The organism is Marinobacter sp. SS13-12, from assembly GCF_030227115.1.
Lineage (GTDB): Bacteria > Pseudomonadota > Gammaproteobacteria > Pseudomonadales > Oleiphilaceae > Marinobacter.
On sequence record NZ_JASSUA010000002.1, the window covers coordinates 172940 to 191017 of the forward strand.

Sequence of the window (18078 nt, forward strand, 5' to 3'; positions counted from 1 at the left end):
CCGTCAGCCCCCCTTGAACATCCGTGAGAAGAAACCCTTTTTCTGGGATGACATAAACCGGTGCTCACGCTCCTCCCCCAACAGACGGGCAACAGCATCATCATAGGCCTGCCCGGCGTCGCTGTCTTCCTCAAGAATCACCGGAAGCCCCTGGTTGGAGGCGTTCAGTACAATCTGTGATTCAGGAATCACACCCAGCAGGGGGATAGCGAGGATTTCTTCCACGTCTGCCACCGACAGCATTTCGCCCCTGGCCACCCGGTCCGGGTTATAGCGGGTCAGTAGCAGGTGTTCCTTGACCGGATCCTGTCCCATTTCGGCGCGGCGGGACTTGCTCTGCAGAATGCCCAGAATCCGGTCGGAGTCCCGTACCGAAGACACTTCCGGGTTGGTGACCACTACCGCTTCGTCAGCGTAGTACAGGGCCATCAGCGCACCGTGCTCGATGCCGGCAGGGGAGTCGCAGACAATATAATCGAAGCGCTCGGACAGCTCGTTGATAACCTTCTCGACACCCTCTCTGGTCAGCGCCTCCTTCTCCCGGGTCTGGGATGCAGGGAGGATGTAGAGGGTATCAACCCGTTTGTCCCGGATCAGGGCCTGGTTCAGCGTGGCTTCGCCCTGGATCACGTTCACGAAGTCGTACACCACCCTGCGTTCGCAGTTCATGATGAGATCCAGGTTGCGCAGGCCCACGTCAAAATCAATGACCACGGTCTTGTGGCCACGTTTTGCCAGCCCGGTGCTGATAGAGGCGCTGGTTGTGGTTTTACCTACGCCACCTTTTCCTGAGGTAACGACAATGATTCTAGCCAAGGTTGCATTCCTGTTTTGCGGTGGATTCATCGTTTTCCCCGCCTGTGCGGGTAGTTACGTTCTGATCAGGCCTTTTCCAGTGGCGTTACCACCAGCAGGTCTTCCCTGAGCTGGATCTGGACGGCGGTTTTCCAGCCGTTGTCCTGAAGATCTTCGGAGATTTTATAGTGTCCGGCGATGGACACAAGCTCTGCTTCAAGAGACTGACAGAATACCCGCGCGTGCTCGGCACCATGAATGCCCGCCAGGGCCCGGCCGCGTAGTGGTCCGTACACATGGATGTTGCCCGCTGCCAGCACTTCAGCGCCGGCCTGTACTGGCGCCAGAATGATGAGGTCACCGTCCGGGGCGTATACCTGCTGGCCAGAGCGCACCGGCTGGTTGATGATTCTGGCGGGCGCGGGTTCGCCATGGTTTTCCACCCGTGGCGGTGTCGGGCTATCGATGGCCTCCGTGGTCTCAGTGTCCGGCCCGGTGTCGATTTCGCGGTCTCTCTGGTTGCCGCCAGGAAGCAGCGCCAGGGATGCGCCCCGCGCCAGTCGACGCTGGTCGTCGTTGCCGCCGCGCACGCCGATCACATGAATATTGTGACGGCGGCAGGTTCCGATAATCTTGAAAAAATCCAGTTCGCTGCTTATGCCCTCGTACTTCTCGAGGCTGACGATCAGCGGAATATCCTTGAAAAAGCCCGGGGCCTGGCTGATTTTGTCCCGCAGAGTGCTTTCGAATTCCTCGTCGTCGAAGAAATACAGCTCCAGTGCCGTCATGGACACGCTGGCACTCTTGAGCTGGAAACATTGTTTTACCCCGGATACGGCGGTCTCGCTCATGGGTGGGTCTCTTCCGTGGTGTCGTCCTGAGTGGTAGCCGGGCGCTTGCGAAGTGCCGGGCCGTCAAAGCGGATACCGGACCAGCCGGTGCCGATAAACTGGCGGATATTACCGTGGCTCTCCCCCGCGGGCTCATCAAGAACCTGCCGGTAATGCTGCGCAAACAGGCGCAAGGTGTCGGCTTCGTTCAGGTTGCAGTACTGAGCCAGAGAAAATACCCGGCAGGAGCCGGCATTCTCGCCAGCGCCGTTGTACAACGGCCCATTGTGGAACCCGGTGGGCCGGTACTCGAAAAACCGGTCAATCAGGGCCAGGGTGTCTTCAAAGTCGCCGTGGCCGGCATCTACGGACGCCAGATGTATGCGAACCGCGTCATTGAGGTTCATCAGCCGTGATCCCTCTTCGGGCCTTGCTGATACCGGGCTTTCCACTCCTCGTAAGGCATCCCGTAAACGATTTCGCGGGCCTCGGGATCGGATAGCTCGAAGCCTCTCTCTGTGGCTTCTGCGCGATACCATTTGGAGAGACAGTTGCGGCAGAATCCGGCCAGATCCATCAGGTCAATATTCTGAACCTCGGTGTGTTCACGCAAGTGACTGACCAGTTTTCGAAACGCGGCTGCTTCGATTTCTGTCTGTGATTGTTCCGGGATAGGGTTCGTCATGGTCGCTTGCACCTGTGTATGGAGTTGACGTTGTGAGCTCCTGACATTCTCGGCATGTTACCGTAAGATACAAGGCTGTACATATGTACAGATAATTTACTTGATTGAAGAGTCATGGCCCAGCGCAAGATTATCCATGTAGATTGCGACTGTTTCTACGCCGCGGTGGAGATGCGGGACGATCCATCCCTGAGCGACGTTCCCCTGGCGGTCGGTGGTGAGGGTGGCCGTGGCGTGGTCACCACCTGCAACTATAAAGCCAGGGCTTTCGGGGTGCGGTCTGCCATGCCCGGTGGTGAGGCGCGGCGCCTTTGCCCGGGGCTGGTCACCGTACCGCCTGATATGGCCCGCTACCGGGCGGTATCGAAGCAGGTGATGGCGATTCTGCGGGACCTGACCGACCTGGTGGAGCCGCTATCCCTGGACGAGGCCTTTCTTGACGTCAGCGAGGTCAGTGATCACAAGGGTAGCGCGACCCTGATGGCGCAGTATCTGCGGCAGCGGGTGAAGGACGAAGTGGGTATCACCATCTCTGCAGGCGTGGCTCCCAACAAATTTCTGGCAAAGATCGCCAGTGACTGGGAAAAGCCCGATGGCCTGTTTGTCATTCGCCCGGAGGACGTGGATGGCTTCGTGCAGGACCTCAAAGTCGAAAAGCTGTTCGGGGTCGGACAGGTCACAGCCGGCAAACTCCATGGTTTGGGCGTTACGACCTGTGGCGATCTGCAGAACATTGCCGCCGAGGTCCTGCTGGAGAAATTTGGCAAGCAGGGCTATCGGCTACGGGAAATGGCCTTTGGCCGGGATGACCGCGACGTGGTGGTGTCCCGCATTGCCAAATCCGTCAGTGTAGAGCGCACCTTTTCCCAGGATCTTCCCGACAAGCGCGCCTGCGAGTCGGTTATGGCGTCACTGGTGGCAGACCTGAACCTGAGGCTGAGCCGCAAGGCCGCCCGCAAGCCTATCCACAAGCTGTTCATAAAGATCCGCTACAGCGACTTTTCCACTCACACCCTGGAGCGGGTTCGGGAGCAGATCCGGGAGCCGGGGCTGGAAGATTACCGGCCGCTGCTGGATGAACTGGTTACCGATACCGGGCGCCCGGTGCGTCTGCTGGGGCTTGGGGTCAGGTTCCGCAACGACGAGTCGCCGGTTATGCAGTTGCGGCTGTTCGACTGACCCGTAAAAGTAGGTTTGGCCGTTATTTGGCTGTTTTAGTTCAGGGTGCTATCTTTTTAACAGGGCACACGGAGCCTGAACTATGGACAGTTTATTGGCCTCTGAAGCCTTCGAGTTCGGACTCGGGGCTTTTTTCGTCATATTTCATGCTTATGGCCGGTTCAACACACCGGTCTCCAACCGCAGCTCCACCACTCGATGGCGCTTCAATGGTTGCTTTGTGTTGTATTCCGGCGCCCTGGTGCTGATCTACTGGCTGGTTACGTTCTTTGCCTGGGTCTCGCCGGAAGTGGTTGACCGGATACTGCCACTGCTGGGATGGCCCGCTGGATCCGAGATGGAGGGTGGCGACCTCTTCCGTAGCCCGCTGACGATTGCACTGATTTTCACCGCGTTGCTGCCGAACTTTCCGGTGCTGAAGAAAGTAGACCATAAGCTGCTGCAGATATTCTGGGACCTGGCGGAAATACCCGGGCATGCGGTCAAGCTTGCCCATCAGATGTACCGTGCCCCTTACCATATTTTCCCCATGAAATTTGACGAGATGGAGCGGGATGCCAAGGCCTTTGACATTCCCGCAAATCGTGGCGAGTTAACAGATGACCATGCCTCTCCGGCCTTCGCCTGGGCAACGGCCTGGTCATTGATCAATGAGGTAAGGCATTGGCACGAAGGCCGCTCGCGCTATCACCGTTTTATCCAGGACCGGGAGGGCGAGTATGAGGCCCTGAGTATGGAGTTCACCACGCTCAGCTCACGAATTGCCGCTTATTATCGACGGCTGGAGGAGCTGGGAGGGCGCCCGCAGCGTATCGAAAAAGACCTCAGGGATTCCTTGGTGAGCGACGGGCGCGACCTGTTCATGAGGCTGTGTCGCCTGCTGGCCCACGCAGTGCTGGACATCGAGATCGGACCGGGAGCACGTCGGCGCGCACTGGAAACCTTCGGGTTCGAAGTTCCGGACGATGAACCGGAATCGCTTGGCATGGCAAAGCTGCTACAGGTCGTTGCGATAGCAATGGCGGCTTTTATGGCGGTGTCATTTATCCGCTATACCATCGAGGGGGGGAATGGAGCGCCTTTCGGTACCGTCGTATTCTTCGCGCTATTGATGGGGGCCAATTTTGGCGTATCGGCTCACGCCGGCACATTTCCCAAAAGCCGCTGGCGATTCGCCGATATCGAGGCAAACCGCAGCCGTCCATGGGGTGGCTATGTTTTCTCTGGCGTCCTGGCAGTCGCTGCCAGTCTGGTTGTGATCTCCGCGTTGCGGTTCACCCGTTATGTGTTTGACGGCAGGACTTATCAGGCAGGGTTTGACCAACTGGTTGTCGACCTTTCCTGGTCCTTTCCCTACCTGTTCCTCTCGTTTGCCATAGGGTTCGGTGTTGCCTGGGTCTGTGATACTGAATGGCGGCGTTGGCCGGCCCGCTACAGGCGATGGCTTGATGCGTTGGCCCTGGGCATCATCGGTGTTGTCGGTGCCTATATCTGTTACAGCGCCATGCATGGTTTTCTCCCCTTCGAGGGAACCAAGGCGCCCCAGTTCCGGGATGCGAGTGTCGCGGGTGCAGTGCAGTTCATTGTTCAGAGTGCGGTGGCCGCCGCGCTGATTGGTGCGTTGGTCCCTGGTTGGTATCGGCAAAACCGCTATCGCAGTCCGGTTCAACGGGTCTGTCGTTATATTGACCGCAACAGCCATGACTTGAGGATCGAGGCGGGTAAGCTGGCACCCTTCATGTTGAAAAACCTGCTGACGAAAGTTGCTGCGTCGTCTGCTATGGCTGATGGACTGCTGGATCATGCCGAGCGGGATGTTCTGCGGGACACGCTTAACAAAATGGCAGAACATAACCTGCTGGATTTCACGGTAGACGCCGGAATGGAAGAGATGATGCAGCAGGTCGAGCGCTGGCGTGAGGAGGACGCGGAAGCGTTGAGAAACGAGATGCTACAAGCATTACAGATGCTGAGAGGCAGCGAGTATCTGGCGGGGCTGATGGTTCAGTTGAGTGCAGCCACCGGGTATGCGGACGGCGTGTTCCAGGTACCGGAACAGTACATTCTGGAGTGCGTCGCCAGGGCTCTGAACCTTGATCCCCAGAGCGAGCTTGCAGCCTGTAGCCTCTGCCGGGGATGGGTGGGGCCCGGGCCGGGCGTTACGGTTCAGGCTGCAAACAGGACCGACAGCGGCTCGCCAATGGTGTAGACCGAAACCAGACCCAGGCTACCGCCAATCAGGGCTCCGGCGGCGACGTCACTGGGGTAGTGCAGCCCGAGTACCACACGGGAAGTGGCGACGCTCAGGGTAAATGGCAGGAGCATCCAGGCCAGCTCTGGCGTGGTCATGGCCAGCACAGTATTGAAGCAGACAGCGTGTAATGTGTGGCCGGAGGGGAAACTGTACCGGTCAAGGGGTGGAGTGCCGCAGTTGATGGATGGGAATGAAATGAATGGCCGCTCGCGGATCAGCCAGCGTTTCAACAGCTTGTAGCTGATTGTGCAGGTCAGCCCGGTGACCACCATCAGCAATGCGATGGCCAGCCCGTTTTGCGGCCTGATCAATGGCATGGCCAGGATTACCAGATACCACAACCAGCCGTCGCCCAACCGGCTTACTACCTGGAAGTACCCCTGAACCGGGCGAAACCTCAGGCTACGGTTGATGGATTGGCAGAAGGCAAATTCCCTCTGGTCCACCACGCTAAAGAAGCGAGATGCTTTGGTGTTTGAGGGCATTGTGGTGGGTCCTTTGTGGCTGGTTCAGTATCAGGCGCTCGAACTGATCGATCTGTGCCGCCCAGTCCAGTTCCAGTGCATCCAGGCGCGCCTGAGCACGAATTCTGTTCATCAGTGTTGGCTGATCGGCCAGTCGCAGGGCGTGGTCTACAAAGCCCTCGTCGTCAAGCAGGTGGGCTTTCATACCGTTGTCCTCGTGGCGAATATGCTCGCTGGCGGCAGCATCATCAAAGGCAACGACAGCGAGGCCGCTGGCCATGGCTTCGGTGACCACATTGCCAAAGGTGTCGGTTTTGCTGGGAAACAGGAAAATATCACCGGATGCATAATGCCGGGCCAGGTCCTCGCCCCTTCGGGTGCCGGCAAAAACATAGTCCGGATGGCGCTCGGTCAGACGCTTGCGCATCGGCCCATCACCCACCAGGATGAATCTGGCGTTGGGATGCAAGCCTCGAATGCGCTCGAAGCAGGACACGGCCATTCGCAGGTTCTTCTCCGGGGCCAGCCGGCCGACATAGAGAACTGCCCGATCATTGGGTTGCAGCCCCCATTGTTGTCGCAATGCCGGGTCGCGCTTGTGAGGCGCAAAACGCCTGCAGTCGACGCCACGGCTCCAGACAGAGGTAGGGTGAATGCCCATGTCGGCAGTGGTGCGGGCTATTTTCCGGGTCGGCACCAGGGTAAGGGCGGTCCGGTTGTGGAACCAGCGGCCGTATGCGCACAGCAGTTTTTCCAGAAAGCCGGCGCCGTAATAGCGGCTGTAGGCATGGAAGTTGGTGTGAAAACCGGAGCTGACCGGTATGCCCGCCTTCCGGGCCGCTGAAACCGCGACAACACCAAGGGGGCCCTGAGTCGCTACATAGACTGCGTCGGGGCACTGGCGCTTCCAGAGAGAGGCCAGGTATGCGGCGCGGGCGATTCCAAATCGTAATTCGCCATATCCCGGCAGTGGCAGGCCGGTAACGACATACTCCTGCGAGAACAGGCATTCACCCGCCTCGGAGAACTCGCCTTTTGTCTCATGGCCCTGGCGAGGGCGGATAACCGTTACCCGGTGCCCGCGCCGCATCAGCCCCAGGCACAGATACCAGAGGGTGTTGGCCACGCCATTGATTTCCGGAGGAAAGGTCTCGGAAACGATGGTAATGTGAAGCCTGCGCCCTGGGGCCTGGGTGGTTCCGGTCACGATGTTTCCTGCGCTGTGCTTTTTCATGCCTCTACTATGGAAATCCGGCATGACAGTTCCGGGACACTTTCGTGACAATCCCTTTACCCTTTCAGCGATCGACTCTTTACCTTTTCAGCATCGAACATGGAGGAAGCATGAAAACCCGCAAATTGGGCAGGACCGATATTGATGTCAGCGAGATCTGCCTGGGCACCATGACCTGGGGAGAGCAGAACACCGAGCAGCAGGCGTTCGACCAGCTGGATTTGGCAACAGCCGAAGGTGTCAATTTTATTGATGCGGCCGAGATGTACCCGGTGCCGCCACGGCCCGAAACGCAGGGGCTGACGGAAACGTATCTGGGCAACTGGCTGACGAAACGCGGGCGCAGGGATGATCTGGTGATTGCCTCCAAGGTAGCCGGGCCGGGGAATGGCCTGACGTATCTGCGACATGGACCCCGCCTGACCCGGGACCATATTCGCCAGGCCTGTGAAGACAGCCTGCGCCGGCTCAAGACGGACTATATCGATCTCTACCAGGTGCATTGGCCGGACCGAAATGCCAACTTTTTTGGCAAACTTGGCTACAGGCACAATGCGGATGAGCAGGCCACGCCCATTGAGGAAACGCTCGAGGCGCTGGCTGAACTGGTAAAGGAAGGCAAGGTCCGCCAGATTGGCCTGTCCAATGAAACGCCCTGGGGAACCAATGAGTACCTGCGCCTTTCCCGGGAGCGCAACTGGCCCCGGATTGTCAGCGTTCAGAACCCCTACAATTTGCTCAACCGAACCTTTGAAGTGGGAATGGCGGAAATCGCCTGTCGCGAAGAGGTGGGTCTGCTGGCTTATTCGCCCCTGGCATTCGGTATGCTCTCCGGCAAGTACCTGGATGGCAAACGCCCCGAGGGCGCCCGGATGACCCTGTTTGAACGGTTCACCCGATACACCAGCGGACGGGGTGCCGACGCTACCCGTGCTTATGTGGACCTCGCGGCCAGCCAGGGGCTTTCCCCGGTGCAGATGGCGCTTGCCTATGTCACCAGCCGTGATTTTGTCACCAGCAATATTATCGGAGCCACCACCCTGGACCAGCTTCGGGAAAATCTGGGATCGACGTCTGTTTCCCTGGATGACGATGTGCTAGAGGCGATCGAAGACCTTAACAGGGAGTACACCTACCCCTGCCCGTAGCCGTGCCGGGGTTACGGTTCCTTAATAGTCAGTTTTCCGGCACCTGCTATCCCATGTCGCTAAAAGATACGGGATAGCGACCCTGATTACAGTCTGAAACGCAAGTTGATGCTTTTTTGACAAAACCATGGCGATCTTGTGACAAAAAAGCGTCATAAATGTGTGCGAAATCACATCTTTCTGGCCATTAATCATTAGACTTAAGCATTACGTGACAGTAGACTTCCGTTTCGCTAACAGGTCGCCAGAATAATCATGATTATCCGTATCTTCATCGCACTCCTTGCCCTCAACATGATTGCTTTCGTGGTTCGCGCCGAGGCCAGTGAGCGCTATTTTGCCGACGAAATGCCTGCTGAAGATATCTACCAGCTTCAGGACCAGATGTCGGGTGATTTTGAAAGTGACGAGGTAGACATGTATACCAACCTGGGTTCACGTTTGCTGAGTCTCGGTTTCAGCCGCTCAGATTCCCGGGAAAAGAGCTATGCTTCGGACCGTGCCCGGCCGGATCACGGTATTGCACTGCTTGAGGAAGGCGCCTGTCTTAACCTCAAATGGAACTTCTGACTCGCTCCAGGACCCGCTTTCCCGCACCGCGAACCGATTTCAGCTACCCCTCCCTGTATTGACTGTCCCGATCTGACGTTTATATGACCAGGCTCATTGCCTGAGGCGTTTTCGCATGTGATTATTCCTGTCAAAGGCATTTTCACGCACAGAAACGGAGCATGGCCATGGCAAAGGAACAACCGGTAACGATGGAAAGTAGCGCTGAGTGTGTGGACGAGCTGATCCGTCGGGTAGGAAAAAAGATCACGCTCGGTCTGCCTCTTGGTCTTGGCAAACCTGTCCGCTTCGTCAATGCACTGTATCAGCGCGCGAGGGACGACTCTTCCATTCAGCTGCACATCGTGACGGCGTTGTCCCTGACCGCTCCGGGTGGAAGTTCATCGCTGGAGAAGCGTTTCCTGGGGCCGTTCGCCGAGCGGCTCTACGGCCAGATTCCGGAGCTCGAGTACGCGCGGGATGTGATTCAGCAAAAGTTGCCGGATAACGTGAAAGTGTCGGAGTTCTTTTTCAAGGCAGGCTCCTTTCTCAACAATGAGACCCAGCAGCGAAATTACGTCTGTACCAATTACACCCACGCCGTCCGTGACCTGATGGCGCTGGGTGTCAATGTGGTGGGACAGATGGTGGCGCCTCCCACGGAGCCGGAACAACAGGGCAACTTCAGCCTGAGCTGTAATCCCGACCTGACCCTCGACCTCATTCCCTTGCTGAGGGAGCGGGAAGAGGCGGGAATGCCGGTCGCGATCGTGGCAGAAACCAATAGCCATCTCCCCTATATGGGTAACGATGCTGCCGTGGAGCAGTCTCGTTTTGATATTGTTCTTGAGCAGGCTTCCTCTGACTATCCGCTGTTCTCGGCTCCGCAGATGTCGGTGAGTCCGGAAGATCACCTGATCGGATTCTATGCCAGCGCAATGCTGAAAGACGGCGGCACCCTCCAGGTGGGCATCGGATCCCTGGGGGCGGCGCTGGTCCACAGTACAATCCTGCGGCACACAGATAACGACCACTGGAAAAAGGTGTTTGACCACCTCGGAATTGCCGAGCGCTTTCCGGTGGTTAACGAGTACGGCGGTACCGGAACGTTCACGGAGGGCCTGTACGGCTGCAGCGAAATGATGGTGGACGGATTCATCTACCTGATGGAAGCCGGAGTACTTGACCGGGAAGTATTCGACCATGCCGGTCTGCAGACGCTGATCAACCGGGGCGAGCTGGCTCACACTGTTTCGCTGGACACACTGGACGTGTTGCGCCGTGAAAAACTGATTGTCTCGCCATTGCGGGCCCGTGATGTGGAGTGGCTCTGTCGTTATGGCATCTTCCACTCCGGGGTGGAGTTCAAGGGAGGGCGCCTGAGAATTGGTGACCAGTCGCTTGAACCGGACCTGGACAGTGACGACGCCAGGCAGGCGATTGCGTCACTGGCCCTGGGGGAGAGGCTGGCCGGGGGGGTTGTCCTCCATGGTGGTTTCTATGTCGGGCCGGAACAGTTCTATCAGCGCCTGAGGGACTTGCCGCCGCAGGATCGGCAGCGTATCTGCATGACCAGCGTGAACTACATCAACCATCTTTACGATCACGCCTTTGGCAATCAGCGCCTTAAGGTTGCACAGAGGGTTCACAGCCGCTTCGTCAACTCGGCGATGATGTATACGCTTAACGGAGCCGCAGTCTCCGACGGTCTGGATGATGGTCGCGTGGTCAGTGGCGTAGGGGGACAGTACAATTTTGTGGCCATGGCCCACGAGCTGCCGGGCGCCCGATCTGTGCTGACTTTGAGCAGTACCCGTAATTCTGCCGGTAAAACCCTGTCCAACATCGTGTTCAGTTACGGCCACTGCACCATTCCCCGTCACCTGAGGGACATCGTGATTACCGAATACGGCATCGCGGACCTGCGTGGTCAGTCCGATGAGCAGGTATACCTGCGTCTGATCCGCATTGCTGACTCCCGGTTCCAGCAGGACTTGCTGAAACAGGCGCAGAACGCCGGGAAAGTGGATGCGTCGTTCCGTTTGCCGCCAGAGTGGTGCAACAACACGCCGGAGGCGATTCAGGCCGCGATCCAGGCGGCTGGAGACAAAGAGGTATTTCCTCCGTTCCCGTTTGGCAGGGATTTTACCGATGAAGAACTGAGGTTGGGCAAGGCGTTGCAGAGCCTGAAGGCCGCAACGGCAACTCGCCGTGGTAAACTGGCAACGTTATGGCGTGCAGTGAAGGCAAAGGACGACCAGGATCGGTACCGGTCGTTGCTAGAGCGCATGAGCCTGGACAATCCCAGAGGGCTGAAAGCCAGGCTGGATCAACGCCTGGTTATTCACGCACTGAATCTGACTGATACACCGGAAACAGGAAACCGTACTGCCTGATGCAAAAGCCTGCCGTATTTACCGTTCATTATGTTCTCAAGAACAAAGTAGGAGAGCTGGTCGACACTTCCGAGGGCAGCGAGCCGCTGTATTTCCTGGAGGGTAGCCCCGAAATCATTGAAGGCATCCAGAAAGCGGTGAAAGACCGCAACGTAGGGGACTGCCTGGAGGTCACCGTGCCGCCCGCCATGGCCTATGGTGAGCACAATCCGGAGCTTATCCGCACGGTGCCCCGGTCCATGTTCGAGGGCGTGGAAAACCTGCAGGTGGGGATGAAGTTCCAGACCAACACCGGTGATACCGCACAGGTTGTCCAGGTGGTGGGTATTGACGGTAACCTGGTGCGGGTCGATGCCAATCATCCGCTGGCTGGTTTCACTCTCTACTTTGACCTGGAGATTATCGGCAAGCGTGAAGCCACGGAAGAAGAAATCAACGCCGGCCATCCCCTGAGCTGACGTTAGACCTCCGGGCCGGCAACCGCCGTCGGCCCGGCCGTTTCCCGGTTTGACAGCCGCCCGGCCTGGATCTGCCACAAGCCTTCCTGAACCGTTTTCTGCAGTTCCCTGGTTATCTCCGACATTTCGCAGCCGTCTCTCAGGGATACTACGGGGTGGGCGATAACACCCACTTCAACGGCCGGCTGGCGCAGCATGCGGACCAGATGGTGCTGAAATTCGTCATCGCCGATAAAGGGCGCCAGGTGGTCCGGGTGCCCGCGCCGCAGGTAGCCGATACTGACAGGCTGGATATCCACCCCGGCATCCGCTGCGGCGTGAAGCAGACGGCTGTGAAACGGCAGAACTGTCACACCTGCAGTGGTGGTACCTTCCGGGAACACCAGTACTGACTGTCCGCGAATGAGCGTGTCGGCAATTTCACGGCGGGTCTGCCCCGCCATGCCACTGCCGCGCTGAATAAACAGTGTGCCGGCCTGAGTTGCCAGCCAGCCGATGACCGGCCAACGACCCACTTCCGCCTTCGACAGAAATCTGAGGGGTACCATACCGCCGAGCACCGGAATGTCGGACCAGGAAATATGATTGCTGACGTAGAGCACGGGCCTGGGGCTGAACGCACCCTGTGCCGACACGCGAAAGCCCAGGCAGCGGCTGGCACCGTTGAAGCAGAAACGGGCGAAGGGCGCGCGGTCGATCCGGCTGCGGAACAGAGCATCAGTTAACAGCAGGGCACCGGCAAGGGAGGCCGTCAGGGCCAGAAAGCCGGCAAACAGCGTGAGTCGAGTGGTCAGACGTAGCAATTCCATGGCCGGTACCCGGGTTATTATGTTGGTTCTGATCACTTACTGGCCCTGTTTACGCATGAAGTGGCGGCTGTAGCGGCTGGCCAGATTGTTGACATCCAGCACCACCAGCAGGTCTGCGCAACGGAAATCCGGGTCCCAGCACGGCTCTCCGCACACACGGGCACCGAGCCGCATATAGGCCCTGATCAGCGCCGGCACATCGACCGGCCGGTCTTCACTGACGGCGTGGGTAAGGTGGGGCAGCGCCCGCAACGGGGTTACCCGGTATTCTTCGCTGGCCAGGAATTCCCGTTGCAGGTAGCGCGCTATCCGCCAGGCTTTCAGGCCACCATCAGACATGCCGATACTGGCACAGCCAATCAGGTAGTCCACATTCCGCGACACCAGGTATTCCGCCACCGATGCCCACAACAGGCTGATGGTGGCACCGTTGCGGTAGTCGGGGTGTACACAGGTACGCCCGAGTTCGGCAACGGTTCCCGGAAGCCGATACAGCGAAGAAAGTTCGAATTCACCCTCGGAATAGAAGCCACCGGCCTCCAGGGCCTTGCTGTGATGAAGTACTCGCGTGGTCGCTACCAGCTCGCCGGTGTTGTCGTCGGTGACGACCAGATGGTCGCAGAAGGGGTCAAACTCGTCCGCATCGATTCCGGGAACTGCGGCACCCAGATCCGAACCGTACTCTTCCGAAAATACGTCATATCGCAATCTCTGCGCGGATTCGACCAGATCCGGCTGCCGGGTGATTACGGTTTTAAGTCGGCGGGCCGGGCGGGATCGGCGGGCTGTCTGGGCGTTCATGGCTATGCCTCTTTGTGTCCTCTTTTGGACAAGGCTATGAATTCGGTGTGACATCGAAATGAACCGCGGGTGACAACTTTGTGACACCGGCCGGGGCAGGAACTGGACTGTGACGTTTGTCACGGGCTGTAACGAACCGGCGCTTCCATGTATATTTCTGAATAGCATGTATAATTGCTGTTACAGGAGGTAGCCTGTATTGTCAGTTACATGGCAGATCTTCTGACATACGATTCTTCTCCGTCCAGGTGGGGTGAACCTGGCCGGAAGCTTCAGAAACCGGAAAAACAAAATCAGAGATGGACGGCGTGGAACAGACGAACGAAAGTTGGCGGATTCTTATAGTCGAAGATGATGAGAGACTGGCGGAGCTGACCAGGGAGTATCTGGAAAGCAATGGTCTGACGGTCGCTCTTGAAACTCACGGTGGCAAAGCGGTAGAGCGTATCCGTCAGGAGCAGCCTGATCTGGTCGTGCTTGACCTGATGTTGCCCGGCGAAGACGGGCTTTCGATCTGCCGGCGTGCCCGGCCATTCTATCCCGGCCCCATCATCATGCTCACTGCCCGCACGGATGACCTTGACCAGGTGCTCGGCCTGGAAATGGGAGCCGATGATTACATTGGCAAACCGGTTCAGCCCAGGGTATTGCTGGCAAGAATCCGTGCCCTGCTGCGGCGAGTCACCGAAAACAGTTCGGCGGCTGCCGAAGAGGGCAGTGGCGAGGAACCTGTCAGGTTGCAGTTCAATGACCTGATTGTCGATCGCTCCATGCGCGAGGCGTGGCTGAACGATGACAGCATTGATTTGACCAGTGCAGAGTTTGACCTTCTGTGGCTGCTGGCCAGTAACGCCGGCCGCGTTCTCAGCCGTGAGGAGATTTTTACCGCGCTGAGAGGGATCGAGTACGATGGCCAGGACCGTTCGATCGACGTCCGGGTTTCGCGGATACGGCCAAAAATTGGTGATGATCCCATTCATCCGAGGCGCATCAAAACCGTACGCAGCAAAGGCTATCTGTTCGTAAAGGAAGCCTGACTGTTCAGTCTCTGGCGCTGGCCCGTTCGGGCCGGCGTTCATTGCCAGGGTTATCGCAATGCCCCTCAAGTTTTTTCTCAAGCTTTATGCCCGCCTGATTGGCCTGACCTTTCTGATTCTCCTGCTTTGTGCCGCACTTTTTCTGGGTGTGAATTCTGTACGGGAGCAGTTCTGGCAGGAACGGTTTTCGGGGTCTTTGCTGCACTGGATCGCAGCTACTCCCTATCCGGAACAGCAATACCACTGGCTTGAGTCATTTTATGATCTCCGGGTAACCCCTCCCGGTGACCTGCCGTTCTCTGAGGTTATTATGGAGCGGCTTGCCTATGGCCAGGTGGTGGCGCTGGAAACCAGCATTGGTCAGCAGGTAATGATTCAGGATGGTCAGGGCCGAATTCTCGACCTGCGATTCCGGGATATCTACAGCGATGTTGCCGAGGCAACGGCCCTGATTGCCCGCATCCACCTTGACGACATGCCGGCAGAAGGCCGGGAAGACGCCATGGTGCAGATCTCTGAAGCGCTGGCGGTGGAAATGGACCCTGTTCAGGATCAGTCAAAACTCCCTGATTCGGACGTTCTCGAGCGTGTTTCCGAGCGAGGCATCTCGCTCTATCATCACCCCTCGCAGGACCGGGCTCATGTGCTTCTTCGCCTCGACGATGGCACCCTGGTGGATCTGGCAATGCCGTCGCCGTTCAATCCCTGGGCCTGGCCAGTAGTGCTGCTGCTACTGGTCGTAGCGGGCAGTGTACTGGCGTTGGCGCTTTATCTCGCCCTGAGGGATGTAGACAGCAACCTCCGCGCCGTGGAGTCCGTCGCCATCCGCATTGCCCGTGGCGAAATGGGTGCTCGAGTCGATGCCGGCGACAGCCGTCTGGTTTCCCGGTTGGCGGCAGCCTTCAACAGCATGGCGGAGCATATCCAGAGGTTGGTGGGCGTGCAGCGGGAAATGATCCATGCGGTGTCCCACGAATTGAGAACGCCGGTGGCGCGCATTCGTTTTGGCGTCCAGATGATTGAGAGTGCCAGCAGTCCGGAAGCGTTGCAGAAACAGCTCGACGGCATCGATGGTGATATCCAGGAACTGGATGAGCTGATTGACGAGATACTGACCTACGCGCGGCTGGAGCAGGGCGGGCCGGTCTTCGCCCTACAGGAAACATCGGTGTCGGACATCGTTCGCCAGGTGGTGAGCGAGCAGCAGATGACCCGCCCTGAGTACAGCATTGAGGCGGATATCGACGAAGAGTCAGAACGCTGGTCGCTGTCGGATGTAGAACCCCGGTACCTGCATCGGGCGGTTCAGAACCTGGTAGGGAATGCCGCTCGTTATGCCACGCGGAATGTCAGGGTCCACTGCCAGTTTGATGAGGATAATTGCCGTATCGATGTCGAGGACGACGGCCCCGGCATTCCGGAGGAGGACTGGGAGAAGGTGTTTACGGCCTTTGCCCGGCTTGATGACAGCCGCACCCGGACGTCCGGTGGTTATGGTCTTGGCCTGTCCATTGTGAGAAGAATTCTGTACTGGCACGGCGGCCAGGCATTTGTCAGCCGCAGTGACGAGTTGGGCGGTGCCCGATTCAGCCTGGTATGGCCCCGCAAGAAGCCGACCGAACACAGCCTGTGACCGGTTTTGTGACGGGTTTCTCGGCGCCTAACCGGATGTAACAAACCAGCAACACAACCACAACTGACGCCCAGGGTGATCAGCGGGATACTGATCGTGTAAGGGATGACTTTTGAGGTTGCAGTTCTTACGAACTTTCCTTGTTTCATTCGTCATTTGAGGGCCGGTTTTCCGGCCCTTTTTTTATGGTTGTTTTCCCTGTTATTTTCTCCGTCTCCATGGTGTTCTGCCCATAGCGTTCTCCCCGATCCTTTGAGAAGATTGCTGCATTCAACAAGAATGATGCTGATCAATCTGAAAGGACGCCTGAAATGACCCAGTACCTGCTCGCCATCGACCAGGGGACCACCAGCTCCCGCGCCATTGTATTCGACGCATCCGGCACCTCTGTCGCTACCGCACAACAGGAATTTCACCAGTATTTCCCCAAAGACGGCCAGGTTGAGCATGACGCCCGGGAAATCTGGGACAGCACCCTGTCGGTCTGCCGAAAAGCGCTCAAAGAGTCGGGCGTTGATGCCTCGGAGCTGGCGGGTATCGGCATCACCAACCAGCGTGAAACCACCGTCATCTGGGACCGGAAAACCGGTGAACCCATTCATCACGCCATTGTCTGGCAGGATCGCCGCACGGCATCTGTCTGTGCAAAACTCAAATCCGATGGTCATGAAAACACCGTGGTTGATCGCACCGGCCTGCTAATTGACCCCTATTTTTCAGCCACCAAGATTGCCTGGATTCTGGATCACGTTGAGGGGGCGAGAGCCAGAGCTGATGCCGGGGAACTCGCCTTCGGCACCGTTGACAGCTGGCTGCTGTGGAATCTTACCAATGGCCGCTCGCACCGCACCGATGCCACCAACGCCTCCCGCACCGCACTGTTCAATATTCACGAGCAGCAATGGGATGGGGAATTGCTGGCGCTGTTTCGGGTTCCCCCGGCGTTGCTGCCGGAGGTGCTCGATTCCGCGGCGGACTTCGGCGTCACCGATGAACACTGGCTGGGTGCCCCCGTGCAGGTAGCGGGTATTGCCGGTGACCAGCATGCGGCACTGGTAGGCCAGGCGTGCTTTGAGCCTGGCATGGCGAAAAGCACCTACGGAACCGGCTGCTTCCTGATGCTGAACACCGGAGAGAAAGCACTGCGTTCGGAGAACCGGCTGTTGACAACCATGGCCTATCGCCTCAATGGCAAGCCCTGCTATGCCATGGAAGGCAGCATATTTGTTGCCGGGGCTGCCATGCAATGGTTGCGTGACGGGCTTCGGCTGATCAAGCACGCCAGTGAGTCCTCTGCCCATGCGGCTGAGGTGGGCGTGGACAATCCGGTCTACCTGGTGCCGGCGTTCACCGGGCTTGGCGCACCCCACTGGGACCCCCATGCCCGCGGTGCGATTATGGGACTGACCCGGGATACCGGTATCGCCGAAATTGTTACCGCTGGCCTGCAATCCGTGTGCTATCAGACCAAGGATCTGATACGGGCAATCCTGAACGATGGCGCGTCCCTGCAGGCATTGCGAGTGGATGGCGGTATGGTGGTGAATGACTGGGTGATGCAGTTTCTGGCGGACATTCTCAACGTCTCGGTGGACCGCCCCAGGGTAACGGAAACCACAGCCCTGGGGGCAGCTTACCTGGCTGGCCTGCAAACCGGCGTGTACCAGAGTCTGGAGGAGATAGCGCAGTTGTGGGAGCGGGAACGCCGTTTTGAGCCGGAGATGCGGCCGGCCCTGAGGGAGAAACTCTATGCCGGATGGCTGGACTCGGTTGAGCGGATCTGTAATAACTGAATCGGTGAAGCTT

Annotated in this window: 17 protein-coding genes; 9 read left to right on the forward strand and 8 right to left on the reverse strand. The window is 58.1% G+C overall.

Annotated features, from left to right (window positions below):
* Window positions 1–3: 3 nt before the first annotated feature.
* The 4 genes from minD to QPL94_RS13795 all read right to left on the reverse strand — a co-directional run bounded on the left by minD (window position 4) and on the right by QPL94_RS13795 (window position 2310).
* The gene (minD, locus tag QPL94_RS13780) at window positions 4–816 is read right to left on the reverse strand and encodes a septum site-determining protein MinD (protein ID WP_137437500.1); all 813 of its coding nucleotides are present in this window, start codon (window positions 814–816) and stop codon (window positions 4–6) included.
* Between the two features lie 65 nt (window positions 817–881).
* Window positions 882–1646: a septum site-determining protein MinC gene (minC, locus tag QPL94_RS13785; protein ID WP_285358131.1), complete on the reverse strand. Its 765-nt coding sequence runs from the start codon at window positions 1644–1646 to the stop codon at window positions 882–884.
* The gene (locus QPL94_RS13790; protein ID WP_285358133.1) at window positions 1643–2032 is read right to left on the reverse strand and encodes a HopJ type III effector protein; all 390 of its coding nucleotides are present in this window, start codon (window positions 2030–2032) and stop codon (window positions 1643–1645) included. The genes minC and QPL94_RS13790 overlap by 4 nt, the downstream gene beginning before the upstream one ends.
* The gene (locus QPL94_RS13795) at window positions 2032–2310 is read right to left on the reverse strand and encodes a DUF1244 domain-containing protein (protein ID WP_137437503.1); all 279 of its coding nucleotides are present in this window, start codon (window positions 2308–2310) and stop codon (window positions 2032–2034) included. The genes QPL94_RS13790 and QPL94_RS13795 overlap by 1 nt, the downstream gene beginning before the upstream one ends.
* Window positions 2311–2424: 114 nt before the next feature.
* Here QPL94_RS13795 and dinB point away from each other — a divergent pair, with 114 nt between their 5' ends.
* On the forward strand, window positions 2425–3489 hold the full coding sequence (gene dinB / locus QPL94_RS13800; RefSeq protein WP_285358135.1) for a DNA polymerase IV: 1065 nt from the start codon (window positions 2425–2427) through the stop codon (window positions 3487–3489).
* A gap of 82 nt (window positions 3490–3571) precedes the next feature.
* Window positions 3572–5698 carry a tellurite resistance TerB family protein gene (locus QPL94_RS13805; RefSeq protein ID WP_285358136.1) on the forward strand — a complete coding sequence of 709 codons (2127 nt, stop codon included), beginning with the start codon at window positions 3572–3574 and terminating at the stop codon, window positions 5696–5698.
* Here QPL94_RS13805 and QPL94_RS13810 read toward each other — a convergent pair.
* Together QPL94_RS13810 and QPL94_RS13815 are read right to left on the reverse strand one after the other, a co-directional pair.
* Entirely contained in the window at window positions 5656–6228 is a 573-nt protein-coding gene (locus QPL94_RS13810) for a phosphatase PAP2 family protein (protein WP_285358138.1), read from the reverse strand. The two genes, QPL94_RS13805 and QPL94_RS13810, sit on opposite strands and share 43 nt — an antisense overlap.
* Window positions 6194–7441 (reverse strand): glycosyltransferase family 4 protein, encoded by a 1248-nt coding sequence (locus tag QPL94_RS13815; protein WP_502881550.1) that lies wholly within the window; start codon window positions 7439–7441, stop codon window positions 6194–6196. The genes QPL94_RS13810 and QPL94_RS13815 overlap by 35 nt, the downstream gene beginning before the upstream one ends.
* A gap of 110 nt (window positions 7442–7551) precedes the next feature.
* Here QPL94_RS13815 and QPL94_RS13820 point away from each other — a divergent pair, with 110 nt between their 5' ends.
* From QPL94_RS13820 to QPL94_RS13835, 4 genes are all read left to right on the forward strand, one after another.
* Window positions 7552–8589 (forward strand): NADP(H)-dependent aldo-keto reductase, encoded by a 1038-nt coding sequence (locus tag QPL94_RS13820; protein ID WP_285358141.1) that lies wholly within the window; start codon window positions 7552–7554, stop codon window positions 8587–8589.
* Window positions 8590–8844: 255 nt separating this feature from the next.
* The gene (locus QPL94_RS13825) at window positions 8845–9159 is read left to right on the forward strand and encodes a hypothetical protein (protein WP_285358142.1); all 315 of its coding nucleotides are present in this window, start codon (window positions 8845–8847) and stop codon (window positions 9157–9159) included.
* Between the two features lie 167 nt (window positions 9160–9326).
* Window positions 9327–11534: an acetyl-CoA hydrolase/transferase C-terminal domain-containing protein gene (locus QPL94_RS13830; RefSeq protein WP_285358143.1), complete on the forward strand. Its 2208-nt coding sequence runs from the start codon at window positions 9327–9329 to the stop codon at window positions 11532–11534.
* The gene (locus tag QPL94_RS13835) at window positions 11534–11992 is read left to right on the forward strand and encodes an FKBP-type peptidyl-prolyl cis-trans isomerase (RefSeq protein WP_285358144.1); all 459 of its coding nucleotides are present in this window, start codon (window positions 11534–11536) and stop codon (window positions 11990–11992) included. The genes QPL94_RS13830 and QPL94_RS13835 overlap by 1 nt, the downstream gene beginning before the upstream one ends.
* A 2-nt stretch (window positions 11993–11994) precedes the next feature.
* Here QPL94_RS13835 and QPL94_RS13840 read toward each other — a convergent pair whose 3' ends face one another.
* Together QPL94_RS13840 and QPL94_RS13845 are read right to left on the reverse strand one after the other, a co-directional pair.
* Window positions 11995–12837, reverse strand: a complete 843-nt coding sequence (locus QPL94_RS13840) for a lysophospholipid acyltransferase family protein (RefSeq protein ID WP_285358146.1) — start codon at window positions 12835–12837, stop codon at window positions 11995–11997.
* Complete coding sequence (locus QPL94_RS13845; RefSeq protein ID WP_285358147.1) at window positions 12838–13602, reverse strand: GNAT family N-acetyltransferase; 765 nt, start codon at window positions 13600–13602, stop codon at window positions 12838–12840.
* Window positions 13603–13901: 299 nt separating this feature from the next.
* Between QPL94_RS13845 and QPL94_RS13850 the strand changes: the two genes are divergently transcribed.
* The 3 genes from QPL94_RS13850 (at window position 13902) to glpK (ending at window position 18065) form a co-directional block, all read left to right on the forward strand.
* Window positions 13902–14639, forward strand: a complete 738-nt coding sequence (locus QPL94_RS13850) for a response regulator (RefSeq protein WP_285358148.1) — start codon at window positions 13902–13904, stop codon at window positions 14637–14639.
* A gap of 58 nt (window positions 14640–14697) precedes the next feature.
* The gene (locus tag QPL94_RS13855) at window positions 14698–16272 is read left to right on the forward strand and encodes an ATP-binding protein (RefSeq protein ID WP_285358149.1); all 1575 of its coding nucleotides are present in this window, start codon (window positions 14698–14700) and stop codon (window positions 16270–16272) included.
* 311 nt (window positions 16273–16583) lie between these two features.
* Window positions 16584–18065 carry a glycerol kinase GlpK gene (gene glpK / locus QPL94_RS13860; RefSeq protein WP_285358151.1) on the forward strand — a complete coding sequence of 494 codons (1482 nt, stop codon included), beginning with the start codon at window positions 16584–16586 and terminating at the stop codon, window positions 18063–18065.
* The last annotated feature ends 13 nt before the right edge of the window (window positions 18066–18078 follow it).